The sequence below is a fragment of the Veillonella sp. AF13-2 genome, assembly GCF_003603295.1.
Taxonomy (GTDB): domain Bacteria; phylum Bacillota; class Negativicutes; order Veillonellales; family Veillonellaceae; genus Veillonella; species Veillonella parvula_E.
This window is the reverse complement of sequence record NZ_QTMT01000001.1, coordinates 1-15,301: the sequence shown is the minus strand read 5'-3', so window position 1 is coordinate 15,301 and position 15,301 is coordinate 1. Positions and strand designations below refer to the sequence as shown.

Sequence of the window (15,301 nt, the reverse complement as noted above, 5' to 3'; positions counted from 1 at the left end):
TAAAATTACAATACCTTAGAAGTGTATAAACCTCTAGGTTACTTTTCCTGCACTTTAGCCTCCTCCCAAAAAGCATCGAGCTCAGCTAATGAAAAGTCTTCCCATGAGCGATCGCTTTGGTTAACACAAGCTTCTACATGTAAAAAACGCTGTCGGAACTTTGTGTTTGTGCGATTTAGTGCATTTTCACCGCTTATTTTATACCATCTGAATAGATTAATCAAGGAAAAAAGCACATCTCCTGCTTCTTTTTCCATATTTTCTCTATCATTTTGGTCAATAGCCTCCTTAAATTCCCCCATTTCTTCGGAAACTTTAGCCCAAACAGGATCAAGCTCATCCCAGTCAAATCCTAGCTTTGCAGCCTTTTCTTGGAGCTTATAAGCCGCCATTAAAGCAGGTAAACTTTTCGATACACCATCCAATACAGAATTTTGAATATTTTTCTTTTCTTGTGCCTTTAATTCATCCCAAGTGTATGATTTTTCATTATTTTCTGGGCTAAAAACACGAGGATGACGACGAATCATTTTTTCAGCGACATCATTAATTACGTCTTGAAGTGTAAAATAACCAGCCTCCTCTGCCAATTGACTGTGAAAGACAACTTGCAATAATACATCACCTAACTCTTCACGAAGATTCGGCATATCTTTATTATCAATGGCATCTACCACTTCGTAAGTTTCCTCTATAAAATAGCGACGTAAAGATTCATGCGTTTGCTTTTGATCCCAAGGACAGCCATTTGGTGCACGCAAAGTTTTCACTACATCGACTAAAGGTTGAATATCAATATTGTTCTTCATATAGCTTTGCTTCCTCCCTATTGCGTCGAGCTTGTAAGCGCTTGCCTATGATTGGGAAATGGTATATATCATCTTTTACGACAGCTTTAGTAAGCCATAACGATAAACCATATACAAAAATAGCCACTACAATTGCTGCAGCCACAGCGCCACCATTACCTAATAAGTCAACAGTGCTCACATAGATGACTTGTGTAGCACCGCCCATGGCCATGGCAGATACTATTATTTTTAATAACTCTAATGTGTTGAGTACCGAACCTACATATCTTTTTACAAAAATATAATTAATAAGCGCTGCAATAGCAAAGTTTAAATTCGTCGCCCAAGCGGCACCATTAATGCCCAACTCAACACTGCCTGTCAATTCATAATCTAAGAATGTCTTCACTAATAAGCCGATAAAAATCGACACCATAGGAATTACTGTCCTTCCTAACCCTTGCAAAACACCTGCAGTAACCTGCTGCCATCCGAGGAACACAATACTCAAGCTAATAACAGCAATAACAGGCCCTGCGTGGGGTGTTGCATATATTAATTGCGATATTGGCGTAGCTAGTACACAGAGACCAATACAGGCTGGAATCGTAAACATATTAGCAATTTTAATCGCCGTTTCCGCTCGTTTCACGATGCGATGTACATCACCTTGAGTATGGGCCTCAGATACGGCTGGCACAAGACTAGCGGCTAAGGACGTAGTTAGAATGATTGGCAACCCAATCAGAGATGTTGCCATCCCCGTTAAATAGCCAAATTGTGTGGTTGCTTCATTGAGATAGTATCCAATATCCATCAATCGTTTTGGGACGATAAATGTATCAATGAGTGATACCATAGGAAGCATAATATTCGCCATAGAAACAGGTATAGCAAGGCTAAACAAGCGTTTAACTACGGTGCCATTACTTTCACAAATAGCATTAGGATTCTGTTGTGAAAGCATCTTCTCTCGAACATTGCGTTGTCGGTAGTAAAAATAAATTAATACCAGTAACCCTGCCAATACGCCTGGGAATGTAGCAAAGGTCGCACCACCTGCCGCCAAATGGAGTCCACGATCAATGAAGTAGTATGCCAAACCTACCATAGAAGACACGCGAAAGATTTGTTCAAATACTTGACTCGTACCAGTAGGCACCATATACTGGAAACCTTGGAAATACCCTCTAAAACAGCTCAGGATGGTCACTACAAAAATGGCTGGAGATAATAACTGAATAGCAATTAAGGCACGTGGATCGGTGATAATATGATTATCTACGAGCCATTGCGCACTACCATATAAGGCCAAACTAAATACCAGCCCTAATATAGCGAGTACCCTTAAAGATACGGAAAATACTTGTTGTACGCCTCGCATATCATCATTAGCAAGTTTCTCTGCAATCATAATAGATATGGCTACAGGAATACCTGCAGCAGAAATACTAACGATAATTTGATAGATTGGATAGGCCATCATATATAGGCCAATTCCTTCACCACCTAAAATCCGTGCAATAAGAACCTTACTAAACGCACCGATGACCTTCACGATAATACCGGCTAAGGTTAAAATCATGGCTCCTTTTAAAAATCGATTCATAGGCCCTCCTTAGTCGGTGACTTGTGGCTAAGAGCCTTTATCACCGCTTCCGTAATGGTCAAAACAGAACCTTTCATGCCATTAAGATTCACATATAATGTGGCTGGCTTGGTGTCCATAAACTTCATTTTTTTCCATAAATCTTCTCGTACAGCCCCCATGTCCCAATCGGCCATTTTAGAATCGTCATACCAATGGATGGTGAGCTGCTTATCTCTACGGACGATACTTTTAATGCCCAGTATGCGCGCTTGCTCTTTAATTTGAGCAATGCGCAACAAACGATCTACTGGATCGGTTGGTGTACCGAAGCGATCAATGAGCTCATCCGTCATATCGTCGAGTTGCTCTTTAGATTTAATATGTAACAATCGTTGGTATACAGAAATCTTACGAGCGCTATCTTTGATATACGCATCATCAATAAACGCATCTACCTCTAAGTCGATAGCTGGATCAATGGATACATCTCGCTCAACTTCTTTATTTTGGGCCTTTGCAATCGCCTCTTCTAACATGCTCACGTACATACCAAAGCCCACGGATGCGATATTGCCATGTTGCTGTGAACCTAATAGATTGCCGGCACCGCGAATTTCTAGATCTCGCATGGCCAACTTGAACCCTGCACCGAGCTCTGTGAACTCTTCAATAGCTTTTAAACGCTTTTCAGCCGCCTCTGAAAGTATTTTATCTGGCCGATACATGAAGTATGCATAAGCACGTCTACGAGAGCGTCCTACACGACCTCGCATTTGGTATAGTTGAGATAAACCTAAGCGATCTGCATCATAAATGATGATAGTATTGGCATTAGGAATATCTAAGCCAGTTTCAATGATACTCGTGGACAAGAGAACATCATAATGACCTTCATAGAAATCGGTCATAATCTCCTCAATTTGACGGCCTGTCATCTGTCCATGAGCAATAGCATAACGCAAGCCAGGCAATGCGGATTCTAATAGTTCTCCCATGTGATTAATGGACGCGACACGGTTATATACGAAATAGACCTGTCCACCTCTTGCAAGTTCTCGTTTGATAGCATCTGCTATGAGATTCATATCGTATTCCACCACATAGGTTTGAACAGGCAATCGCTCCTCTGGCGGAGTATTGATAACAGACATTTCTCGAACGCCAACAAGGGACATATGTAAAGTCCGCGGAATCGGTGTAGCACTCAAAGTGAGTACATCGATATTGCTAGCCCACTCTTTCCACTTTTCTTTTTGTGCTACCCCAAAACGTTGCTCCTCATCTACAACGAGCATTCCTAAGTCTTTGAATACCACCTTTTTATTAAGTAATGAATGAGTTCCAATGAGAATATCAATAGATCCATCCTCTACGCCTTTAAGAATTTGTTTTTTCTCTGATGTAGTTCGGAATCGATTAAGCACATCTACTTTTACCCCAAATGGAGCAAAGCGATTTAAAAAGGTTTGGAAATGTTGCTGTGCTAAAACCGTAGTCGGTACAAGTACTGCTACTTGTTTTCCGCTCATAACAGCCTTAAAAATGGCGCGCATAGCCACTTCCGTTTTACCAAAGCCTACATCACCAGCGAGCAAGCGATCCATAGGAACAGGTCTTTCCATGGATTCTTTAATCTCTGCGGTAGCCTGTAATTGGTCTTTCGTTTCCTCATAGGGGAATGCATCTTCAAACTCTTGCTGCCATGGTTGGTCTGGCAAGAATGCAAAACCTTCTGTGATTTCTCGTTGTGCATATATCTCAACGAGTTTATCTGCTAAATCATCAATAGATTTTTTTGCCTTTGTAACAACCTTGCTCCAGTCACGGCCACCCATCTTATTAATACGTGGCACATCACCTTCGTTGCCAATATATTTTTGCAGTTGATCTAAATTATTAGCTGGTAAGAATAGTTTGTCCGTTCCAGCATAAGCAATCTCAATATAATCGCGGTGAATGCCTTCCGTCTCAATTGTTTTAAGACCAATATACTTGCCGATACCATGCATATTATGTACTACATAGTCACCAGGCGTTAAATCTGTAAAATAATTGATTTCTTGGCCCTTTTTAGGCTTATTACGAAGCTTGCGCTTTTGCTGTCCGTAAATATTACCTTCTACGACAACCACGAGATGGCTATTGGGCAATTCAAAACCATCTGTTAATAAGCCCTTTAAAATAACGACGGTGTTCGACTTTGCTATCCATGTATCACTATGAATAAATGCAATATTCTCCCCTTCAAGGGCGCGCTCAATACCTTCTCGTCGTTGCTGATTATTTAGTACTAGTACCACTTGATGATTTAAACGATGCCATTGTTTAATTTCATCTGTTAATAGGGGAATTTGACGCTCAAAGCTCGTCATCGTCTTCCCTTGAATACCAATAGGGTTAAATCCAGTGAGACCAATAGAACGTTGTTGCATAAACGTGAAAGCCACTTGATTCGTAGCATCTACAGTGCGTTGTAGTTCATTCCAATCACAATGATTTTTCCGATGTGTAGGATCTTCTTTTAAGAATTTCTTTAACGCCTCTTGAATACGACCTGGCTCGTCATAAATCAGAGTGCCCTCTTTCACATATGATAGTAAAGTACTATCTGCATCACTTTTACCAAGAAAGAAAGGAGTTACCGTATAGGATTCGATTTGCTCAATAGAGCGTTGATTCTCAACGGAGAAGAAACGCAATGTATCGATTTCATCGCCAAAGAATTCAATACGAATCGGATGCTCACTATTTACAGGATAAATATCCAAAATATCTCCACGCACGGCAAAATGACCACGTTGTTCCACCTGGTCTACGCGTTCATATCCAATTGTTACGAGCTGTTCAAGAGCTACATCACGTTCAATTGTATCATTCAAAGCAAAATGCAACGATTGCCCCTTTAAATAATGAGGGGATACAACATATTGTGTAACCTCTTCAGCATTGGCAATGACTACTGCCGGCTCTTGCCATGCTAATAATGCTAAAGCTCGCATTTGTGCACCTTGGTCTTCAAGACTACGTGCTACAGTTGTAAAGTCTACATGATCTGTTATAGGAAATGATTGGACTAGCACATTAGGCCAAAAGAAAGCTAAATCTCGCTCCCACATCTCCTTATGATCCTTATCATGGACTACGATGACTACAGGCTTTTTAAGACCTACAGAAAAAGCTTGGCTTAAGAGGAAACTTTTTTGAGATCCACTAAGACCATATATGACTGACTTTCCCTTACGCTGAAATGCGTTTAGCCCATCCATAAAGGATGGGTTCTGTGAAAGCAGTTTTGTTAATGTATTATTCATACTGCACCATATAGTATTACTATGATTGTATTAATTAAATAGTTCTAACTTATTTATTATAACATATAATGTAGTAGTTAATTCTGTCCCTACCCTACTATTAAATTACAAGTTTTTATCGATATAAATATCCACATTAACTACTTAATTTTAGGCAAAAAAAATACACCTCTAAAGGTGCAATAAAGTTGGTGCGGGAGAAGGGACTTGAACCCCCACGCCGTAAGGCGCCAGATCCTAAGTCTGGTGCGTCTGCCAATTCCGCCACTCCCGCGTCTCAACTGAAATAATAATATCATGTATAGAATTCATCGTCAATCATTTTTTTATAAATGACTTAAAATTCATACATCTAAAAATAGATTCCAAGAAATAGATTCCAAGAAAAACAACTATCTAATTACACCTTACTATTTATGTAAACCCAAAGCAAATTCTAAATCTAAAAGCTCTTAACTCTACAATTGTATATCTATTAACTAACGCTTAACACCTCATCTAATAAACCTTAACTCTACAGGTCTCAATCTAAAAGGTCTTACCGATAATTAATATTTGCAAAATAAAAAGAGACTGACCCAGAATCCGAACTACTAGAACCCTGGGTCAGCCTCTTTTTTAGGATGATGATGAATAAATGCATGCCCTACATTTACCATAAAATATATTAACAGTCACAACATATGTCATGCTGGTAATACCAAGAAGGTAATCCACCATGACCATAGCACGACATTTAGGTCGTATAGAACTAAAATCTAAATCAACTATAATGCAATTTAGATTCAATAGAACTAAAAAATCCTTTTTACGGGTACGTAAAAAGGAGCTATTAACTTCTCCTCCCTATCTCTCGTAGGTCAAATGGTGAATGTTGAATAGGCAGTTCTCCTGACTCGGCGTCATCGCTCATCTAGCCTTCCCAGTTTCCCAGTGACTTAATTTAGACTCGCTCGACCATACAGTGGCGGGACCGTGCCGGCCTTTAACCGGCTTCTCTATTATGCTTTTCAGCACCTATTCCCAAATATGATATTTTCTATGCCTTTATTCTAACAGTCTACATTCATTTAGTCAATACGGCAGTAGCATATTTATTAATAAAAAAATGCTATATAGGTCTGCCGTATTGTTATAACAAAATATAAAAAGTTTAACAATCTAATCATTAGCTTTATCCAACGCGATTTCTAAATAGCCATCCTGCTATGGACATGCTTATAATGATTAGGATAATCATAGGAATAAAATTAAACCAAATATCCGTCAATCCTGCACCTTCTAAATAAATCCTGCGCATTGCATCAACAGAAAACCGCATAGGATTTCCATATGTAAGATATTGCAATATTTTCGGCATGTTATGTACAGGTGTGATTAATCCGGACAATAATGCTAGTGGAAAAAGAAAAACAAAAACATATACGAGAACTTGCTGCATATTTTTTGCAATAGCCGAAATAGATAACCCCAATCCAATGCTACTACTTATAAACGTAAACAACACGGCATACACAAGAAATATGTTGCCCCGAAATGGAACTTTAAACCAAAACATGGCTATTAATAACAATACAGTACTTTGAAACAGTCCTATTATCATAGGGGGTATAGACTTTGCAATCAAAATTTGCATAGATGATACGGGCGTCACCAATAATTGATCAAAGGTCCCCTGCTCTCGTTCTCTCGCCACAGATAAGCCTCCCAACATGATAACTTGTGTCATACTGATCAATATAACGAGACCTGTCAAGAAAGTCCATGAAGACTGCTGATTTTCATTGTACCAGGTACGAGATTCAATCGTGATTCCCTTATGATCAACACCTAACCAAGTCTGATTGAATTGAGAAATGATTTGCCCCATATAGGCTGCAACAAGACCTGAAGTCATTGTATTCGTTCCATTTACAATAACAGTAATAGATGTAGGTTGTTTATGCTTTAAGTTTTCTTCAAAATCCTGAGGTATGATAACCGCCATAATAACCTTGTTGGAGTCTATTAGTGGTGCGATTATATCCGGAGAGTTCGCAGATTGATACAGTTCAAAAACACCGGATGAATTAATAGTCGATTCTAATGCAGCTGCGGTCTGCGTATGACTTTCATCAATCAATACATAGGGAACCTTGTTGAGATTATAGGTTGCGGCGTAACCGAAGAGGAACCCTTGAATAATAACCGGTAACAGTAAGATTATACGAGTTTTCGGATCTTTAAAGGTGGCTAATAGCTCTTTCCATATGATGGAGACAATTTGATTCCAATACAGGCGCCAATTCATTATTCCACCTTCTTCCGCGTAATATAAATTGTCAATATTGTAAAGCAAATAGCAAAACCCGATAATACGGCACTATTTTTAATAATCAAATACCAGTTATTTCCACCTAGGAACAATGATTTCAGTAATTCTAAAAAATATGTAGGAGGTAAAAGCCGTGAAATATATTGAATCACCACAGGTTGTGAATGTGGATCAAATAAAAACCCCGTCAATATCAACGCCGGTAAAAAACTGGTAAGTAACGCCATTTGACAAGCTAAGAACTGTTTCTTCGTAAACGCAGATATAAGTAGTCCCATATTTAAGGAAACAATCAAATACAATGTGGACACGATGCAGATGATCCATAAGGAACCACGCATAGGTACTTCATAAAAGAAATACGAAACACCGAGGCAAAACAACAGCCCCAACATGGCCAATACATAATAAGGCACTACCTTAGCCAAAATAATTTCAATAGGCTTAACTGGTGTAACGAATAAAGCCTCAAAAGTACCACGTTCCCATTCTCTAGCCATAACAACCGCCGTAAGAAAGACGGATACAATCGTCATGATAATCATGATGAGCCCAGGAATCAAAAACCAGGTACTTGTATTTGCTTCATTAAACCACATGCGATGGTTCATTGTTATATATCCACCACGTAGCATAAACGGAATATTCTTAACGGCCCATAAATTAATAGCTGAGTTTACATAACTTTCTATGCTCATCGCTACCGAAGTATCGACACCGTAGTAAATTCCCTGCACTTTCCCTTGTCCACGCATAACTTGAGCAGAAAAGTCCTGTGGAATCACCAATATGGCATCTACCTTTCGTTTTTCCATCAATAGTTCCGCCGTTTTTCTATCGCGAACCGCTATAGGTTGAAAGTACTCAGAGCCGTATAAGGAGTCATACACACTCTGGGTCATAGAATCTTGCCGTTCCATAACCACTGCTATCGGCACGTGTTTAACATCCAAAGTAACCCCTGAGCCGATGAGGATAATAAGTAGTATAGGTAGCACAACACCCAACAAAATAATGCTAGGGTCGCGCAATACTTGTAAGGTCTCCTTGTATACCAATGAGGAAAACCGTCTTATAAATCCGTTCATACGTCATCCTCCTGTTCCCGTTTTTTTAGTATGACGGAGATAAACGCTTCATCCATAGTACAATTCTCATCGCCGGCAATCCGTCTAACTTCATCAGGTGTTCCCAGTACAACGAGTTTTCCTGCATCCTGAATCATAATACGGTCACAATATTCCGATTCATCCATAAAATGAGTCGTAATAATAATCGTTGTTCCTCGCTTTGATAAAGAAGTAATCTGTCGCCAGAAATTACGCCGTGTAAGAGGATCAATACCACTTGTGGGCTCATCCAAAAAAAGAATTTTAGGCTCATGCATTAAGGCAGCCGCCATGGACAAGCGCTGTTTATAACCACCAGGCAAATCACCGGCTATCATATCTCGCACATCATTTAGACGAAACTCCTTGATAACAGCTTCTATTCGATCATCCTTTTTTTGACTGTACAAACCGTACACACCAGCAAAAAATTCTAGATTTTCCATAACGGACAAATTGCCGTACAAAGAAAACTTTTGCGCTACATATCCGAAATTGCTTCTTGCTGCCGTACGAGATTTAACGACATCAACACCGGCTACACGTAAATCCCCGCTCGTTACAGGTAATAATCCACACAACATACGAAATGTCGTCGTCTTGCCGGCTCCGTTTGGTCCAAGCAATCCGAATACTTCTCCGCGCTGCACCGTAAATGATGTATTAGCTACCGCCGTAAAATCACCGAATGTCCTCACCAAATGAGATACGGAAATTTCTACTGGACGCTCAACCATTTCATTTGGGGACAACAAACGTTTTCGTTCTTTCTCTATCACACTTTCATTCAAATCCATATCGATACTATCTAAAGGCTCAGCCCCTTGTTTTGAGGCAATTTTATCCTCTTTTAACAGCATCATAAAGGTATCTTCCAAACGGCTCTGAACTGGTTGTTCCTCCATACCGTACTCGCTAAGCCAAGGAATCGAAAGCATTTCTTTTGTTTTTATGTACCTCACGGCACCGGCCTCCGGAACGGCATCCGCCACGCATTTCCTGTCATCCATCAATGCGGCCTGTACATTTCTCATGCTCAACGACTTCGGAATCTTTACCTGAAAGCATCGTTCCTCAGACATTTGAGTCAACTCATGCGGTGTCCCAGTTGCTAAAAAGTGCCCCTTATTGAGGACGAAAACATCTTTACAACGCTCCGCCTCATCTAAGTATGCAGTGCTAACAAGTACGCTGATTCCATCTGTACGTACTAACGACTCTAAGATTTCCCATAACTCCCGCCTTGAAAATGGATCTACCCCTACGGTAGGCTCATCGAGCAATAAAAGCTCCGGAGAACGCACCAATGTACAGGCTAGGCTAAGCTTTTGCTTCATACCACCTGACAATTTACCGGCTTGACGCTTAGTAAATTTGGCTAGCCCTGTCATATGCAGTAATTTTTCAAACCGCTTCGTTCTCACATGCAAAGGAATACCGTGTAAATCTGCATAGAGATTCATGTTTTCACTGACGGATAATTCCTCATAAAGCCCAAATTTCTGAGGCATATAACTGAGTCTATCTTGAACTGCCTGTGAATGTGCTTTCACATCCATTCCGAGGATCTCTAAAGAACCAGCCGTGGCATCCAATAAACCAGCTATCAAACGAATCAAAGTCGTTTTTCCCGCCCCATCTGGACCAACCAACGCAGTTAAACAGCCTTTCCGGATTTTAAAATCCAAATGGTCCAATGCTATTATAGGATCAGCTCCGACAAGGGGGAATTCTTTATATAATTGTGACCCTTCGATTGCATATACATCATTCACTGCACACCTCTATATATCAATGGAAACAGTGGCAGGCATTCCTAAACGGAGACGATTATCAGGATCATCTACATATACCCGCACTTCATATACAAGTGTAGTACGCACATCCTCCGTTTCTACCGATTTAGGTGTAAATTCCGCTACGGAAGAAATATATCCGATTGTTCCGTGAATCGGTTCGTTCTTATATGTATCCGTTGTTACATTTGCATCCATACCGTTATAAATTTTTCCTAAATCCCGTTCGTTCACATATACACGAACCCATTTCTTAGTATTCTCAGCCAATTTAAATACAGGTGTATTCGGTGAAGCCATATCACCGACCTGTAATAATCGGGCCGTTATAACACCGTCTATCGGGGACGTTAATACAGATTGGTTCAGCAAGAACTCCTGACGGGCCAGTTCGCTTTTCATCGCATCCAATTGGGCTTGGGCCTGTGCTATATCTTCCTGTCTTGGCCCTGCGACAGCTAAATTGTATGCTTGCTGAGCCTCGTTTAATTTGGCTTCCGATACTTTCACCTTCGCCTGTATATCATCTACAGACTGTCGACTAACGGCCTTACCATTTGAAGCATTATAGGATTTTCGTAACTTCTCTGCTTCCTGTTTCGATTGCGCTAACGCAGCTTCTGCAGATGTAACTCGTGCCGATGCTTGAGCGATTTCTTCTGGTCTACTGCCGGCCTGCAACTTGGCCACTATAGCTTCCTGTGCTACAATGGTAGCCTTAGCCTGCTGTACAGTAAGATTCAATTCATCAGAATGTAAATACCCCAAAATCTGCCCTTGGCTCACCACCGCACCTTCATCCACCAAAAGGCTGGCAATCCGGTCACTTCCCCGAAATGCAACATTAACTTCACGCAGATTCACGTTGCCTTGCAACACAATATGATGAGAGGCAATGTACGCTTCGTATTGATTATAAGCATAATAACTTACTCCACCCAAAATTATTAGAAAGGCAATCATTATACCTGCGCACTTTTTTCTATTATTCGCCATCCACCCTTTAATGACATCAAGTTTCTCTTTCATAATCATTCCCCGTTTCTCACACTATTTCTTAGCATGCGAGTCCGCCTCTGCCTCCTGATCCATGTCCATGGCTTCCCAACCACCGCCTAAGGATTTGAATAAACGAACGGTATCAGCAAACTCTTGCCCCCGACTCATGATATATTGCCGCCTTGCAGACAATACATTTCTTCGTGCATCAAGAACACTTAAGTAATCGCTAAGACCGGAGTCAAAATTGGTTTGCGCCAAAGATTCCGCTTGCTGTGCAGATTCTACAGCAGATTTCAATTCCTCGGACTTAATATGATCCTGAGATGCATCCGTTACCGCATTTCGAACCTCCCCTACAGCTTTCAAAACAGTCTCTTCGTAAAGTGCCAAATATTCCTGTTCCTTTTCTGTTTGTATCTTTATATTCTTACGAATAGCACCGGCATTGAAAATAGGCATAGTGATAGATGGTCCTATTCCTATCATTTTACCGATAGCCGAAATAAGACCTCCCGATGAAAACGACTCCAAGCCTATACTGCCATTTAGTGAAAACCTAGGCTTAAGGTCAGCCTTTGCAGCCTTGGTTTTCTGTTGTTGCGCCGCAATACGTCGTTCCGCCGCCTGAATATCAGGCCGTTGTCGTAAAGCTTCCGCCGGTATGCCGATAAATATGTGTGGATTCACCGTAGGTAATGAAGTATTTTCCATCAATAACCCGTCAATCTCGCCTGGAACTGTTCCTGTCAATATAGAAAGAGCAGCCATTGTGGAAGCTATATTTTTCTTTAATGAAGGAATCTCCGCTTGAGTCTGAGATAATGCATATGTAGCCTGTTGCACAGGTAATTCATTAATAATACCAGACTGATTATTTATCTTAATCAGTTCCAACGCTTCCTGTTGACGCTTCACATCATCTTCTGTTATGCGCAATTGCTCCTGTAAAGTTCTTAACGACATATACTGTAATGCGGTTTCCGCGCTCAAAGATACCCAGGTGGAATATAAATCCGCCTGTGATGCTTGTAACGAATTCGATGCAGCACGTGATTTTGCTTTTTGTCTTCCGAATATATCAATTTCCCATCGCGCATCAATTCCCAATTTACCGGTTTCTACATTTCTCGTCATCTTATCAGATATAGGTAAATTCTTTATCGCTTCTCGGTCTGAATCCCATTCACCCTGACCTCTATTAGCCGACCATGAACCGGAAGCATCTAGCCAAGGTAATCGCTGTGCTTCAGCAATACCCAACTGTAACCGTCCTTGTCTAACTCGAGAACGAGCTACCTCTAACTGCCGATTATTTTTGAGGGTCAAATCAATTAATTGATCCAATACGGGATCATTAAAAACCTTCCACCAGTGGGCTAACTCTTCTTCACTGACCGCGTTCCCTTCCACAACCGCATACGGTAAGGGATGTTTTCCCGCTTCTTCTACCCAAGAATGTTCATTCAATTCTTTAGTTGCTTTTTGTTTCTCTGAAAGCTTAGTCTCATCAGCAGCAGTACTCTTTTTCTTCTTTTTTTTGCCATCTTTGTAATACGATGCAATAACAGGACTGCCTTGGTCAGAATCGTCAACAGTTTTTTCAGACTTATGCTGTATTATCGTATTATCTCGACGCGTTTGATTCGTATCTCTATTTGATTGACTAAAGCTGATGCCAGCGCTAGCACTCCAAGCCCCTAATGCTAAACATATATAAACAATTAAAAGTTGTTTTCTATTCGTCTTCATAGCAAACCTCTTTTCATTTCCATATATATCAGTATCATTATATGTTCATCTTATAATATAAAACCATTATGTATCAATAATATGAAGTATCATTTCAATCTAACTTGAGTTTTATCGAACTTTCACATAAAATAAAAATGTATTAATATAATTCAAGTGGAGGCGATTATGTATATCGGTGAAATCATTAAAAGCTATCGCGAACAACATAATATGACAGTTGAAGAATTCGCAAATAAATCGAATCTAAGTCAAGCAGAAATCACCCAATTGGAAGAATTATTTCAAAGCGATGGAACAACACCTCATCCTGTTGCAATGCGACAAATTAAAAGTATAGCTGAAGCCATCGAACAGCCAATCCCCATCATTATGAATCTTATTTCTGCAGATCAAGAAATTGTCGTTAACGTAGTAGCTGAATCAGATCAGCCACATGCGAAATAATAAAACTTAGTTAATTAAATAAAGATCATTAGCTCATAAAAGGACCCTACATAAATATGTAGGGTCCTTTATATACATATAAAAAGCAAAATAAAAAAGCACCACATTACTGTGATGCTTTAATTTGGTGACCCAGAAGGGATTCGAACCCCTGGCCTTTTGATTCGTAGTCAAACGCTCTATCCAGCTGAGCTACTGAGTCATGTACAAGGTACTCACTTATATTAACATAATGATTGCGGCTACGCAAGCATTTTTTAATATTTTTTGAGTAATTTTATGGACATGCGGCCCGAAGACCGCCATCCAAATTTTGGCAGGGGCAGTAGGACTTGAACCCACAACCAACGGTTTTGGAGACCGCTACTCTACCAATTGAGCTATACCCCTATATTCATCAAGCTTTGCTTGATACTTGATTAGTTTAACAAATATTACATACTATGTCAAGAAATATAGGCTTATTAATCAATAAATAATAAGAAATATTAAAGGAAAAGAGCCCTCTTTCAAGGGCTCTTATGTCTACCTAACTTTTACCTTTATATATACGGGAGATGGTATATATAATTAGAGAGTTTTGTATATGTATTGTTTTGTTTATACACAGGGAGAGTATTGTTGTGTATTTAAGTGTTGTTTTATGTGTTGTATTGTTTTGTGTTGTTTGTATTATTTGTAAAAGGGACAGGTAAAAGTTATTAGTAGTAGACCTCCATTTCCTTAGTTGATCTCAATCAACTATAGCTAGTATATAGATAGTTCGTGAAAACATAGTGAAAGTGATATGAAATATAATTAAAACGAGTAATTTTTGGTACATTTTGGTATATTATTAAATATCAGAAAGATAGCTATAAAGCACGTATTTACTAGGCTAGATAGGGACCTATATAAAAAAGTGATAATTCTATGCATGAATAGAATATGTAATAAATAGTAATTATTAAAATTTATAATTAGACCTTCATTAATTATATTATCAATTAATTGATAATATAATTAAAAAATAATGAACTAAGCGATGCAGTGAATCTGTCGTCGTTTTATTCTTTTTACCTTTAACTTGCCCTGCTTACCAGGTCCCCTGGGAGGATAGGAAGCCATATACAAAAAAAGACACACCCTCAGGTGTGCCTTTAAGCAATCAGCGGCTTCCTATCCTCCCAGGCCGTCTCCAGCCAAGTACTT

At 39.7% G+C, this 15,301-nt stretch carries 9 protein-coding genes, 3 tRNA genes and 1 riboswitch; of the genes, 1 reads left to right on the top strand and 11 read right to left on the bottom strand.

Features of this window, described 5'->3' with window-relative positions:
• Positions 1–38 precede the first annotated feature (38 nt).
• The 9 genes from mazG to DWV85_RS00020 form a co-directional block, all read right to left on the bottom strand.
• A complete protein-coding gene (gene mazG / locus DWV85_RS00060) occupies positions 39–809 on the bottom strand; it encodes a nucleoside triphosphate pyrophosphohydrolase (protein WP_008714439.1) in 771 nt (256 codons plus the stop codon).
• Complete coding sequence (locus tag DWV85_RS00055; protein WP_008714440.1) at positions 793–2,400, bottom strand: polysaccharide biosynthesis protein; 1,608 nt, start codon at positions 2,398–2,400, stop codon at positions 793–795. The genes mazG and DWV85_RS00055 overlap by 17 nt, the downstream gene beginning before the upstream one ends.
• Positions 2,397–5,693: a transcription-repair coupling factor gene (gene mfd / locus DWV85_RS00050; RefSeq protein WP_123137748.1), complete on the bottom strand. Its 3,297-nt coding sequence runs from the start codon at positions 5,691–5,693 to the stop codon at positions 2,397–2,399. The genes DWV85_RS00055 and mfd overlap by 4 nt, the downstream gene beginning before the upstream one ends.
• Before the next feature lie 189 nt (positions 5,694–5,882).
• Positions 5,883–5,967, bottom strand: a tRNA-Leu gene (locus tag DWV85_RS00045).
• A gap of 589 nt (positions 5,968–6,556) precedes the next feature.
• Positions 6,557–6,729: riboswitch (cobalamin riboswitch) on the bottom strand.
• A gap of 138 nt (positions 6,730–6,867) precedes the next feature.
• Entirely contained in the window at positions 6,868–7,983 is a 1,116-nt protein-coding gene (locus DWV85_RS00040; protein WP_008714445.1) for an ABC transporter permease, read from the bottom strand.
• Positions 7,983–9,095: an ABC transporter permease gene (locus DWV85_RS00035; protein ID WP_123137747.1), complete on the bottom strand. Its 1,113-nt coding sequence runs from the start codon at positions 9,093–9,095 to the stop codon at positions 7,983–7,985. Before DWV85_RS00035 ends, DWV85_RS00040 begins: the two co-directional genes overlap by 1 nt.
• Positions 9,092–10,891, bottom strand: coding sequence for an ATP-binding cassette domain-containing protein (locus tag DWV85_RS00030; RefSeq protein ID WP_123137746.1), 1,800 nt, complete (start codon positions 10,889–10,891; stop codon positions 9,092–9,094). The genes DWV85_RS00035 and DWV85_RS00030 overlap by 4 nt, the downstream gene beginning before the upstream one ends.
• Positions 10,892–10,900: 9 nt before the next feature.
• Complete coding sequence (locus DWV85_RS00025) at positions 10,901–11,875, bottom strand: efflux RND transporter periplasmic adaptor subunit (protein WP_278470006.1); 975 nt, start codon at positions 11,873–11,875, stop codon at positions 10,901–10,903.
• 87 nt (positions 11,876–11,962) lie between these two features.
• Positions 11,963–13,663: an efflux transporter outer membrane subunit gene (locus DWV85_RS00020; RefSeq protein WP_077707584.1), complete on the bottom strand. Its 1,701-nt coding sequence runs from the start codon at positions 13,661–13,663 to the stop codon at positions 11,963–11,965.
• A gap of 168 nt (positions 13,664–13,831) precedes the next feature.
• Between DWV85_RS00020 and DWV85_RS00015 the strand changes: the two genes are divergently transcribed.
• Positions 13,832–14,110, top strand: coding sequence for a helix-turn-helix transcriptional regulator (locus DWV85_RS00015; RefSeq protein ID WP_123137745.1), 279 nt, complete (start codon positions 13,832–13,834; stop codon positions 14,108–14,110).
• 125 nt (positions 14,111–14,235) lie between these two features.
• On the opposite strand, the gene DWV85_RS00010 is transcribed toward DWV85_RS00015, so the two are convergent.
• Positions 14,236–14,312 (bottom strand) — tRNA-Arg (locus tag DWV85_RS00010).
• A 112-nt stretch (positions 14,313–14,424) separates the two neighbouring features.
• Positions 14,425–14,500: transfer RNA gene (locus DWV85_RS00005), tRNA-Trp, on the bottom strand.
• Between the last annotated feature and the right edge of the window lie 801 nt (positions 14,501–15,301).

Excerpts from the sequence above, each read along its gene's own strand:
- mazG (WP_008714439.1), bottom strand. The coding sequence starts at position 809 with ATGAAGAACAATATTGATATTCAACCTTTAGTCGATGTAGTGAAAACT.
- DWV85_RS00055 (WP_008714440.1), bottom strand. The coding sequence starts at position 2,400 with ATGAATCGATTTTTAAAAGGAGCCATGATTTTAACCTTAGCCGGTATT.
- mfd (WP_123137748.1), bottom strand. The coding sequence starts at position 5,693 with ATGAATAATACATTAACAAAACTGCTTTCACAGAACCCATCCTTTATG.
- DWV85_RS00040 (WP_008714445.1), bottom strand. The coding sequence starts at position 7,983 with ATGAATTGGCGCCTGTATTGGAATCAAATTGTCTCCATCATATGGAAA.
- DWV85_RS00035 (WP_123137747.1), bottom strand. The coding sequence starts at position 9,095 with ATGAACGGATTTATAAGACGGTTTTCCTCATTGGTATACAAGGAGACC.
- DWV85_RS00025 (WP_278470006.1), bottom strand. The coding sequence starts at position 11,875 with ATGATTGCCTTTCTAATAATTTTGGGTGGAGTAAGTTATTATGCTTAT.
- DWV85_RS00020 (WP_077707584.1), bottom strand. The coding sequence starts at position 13,663 with ATGAAGACGAATAGAAAACAACTTTTAATTGTTTATATATGTTTAGCA.
- DWV85_RS00015 (WP_123137745.1), top strand. The coding sequence starts at position 13,832 with ATGTATATCGGTGAAATCATTAAAAGCTATCGCGAACAACATAATATG.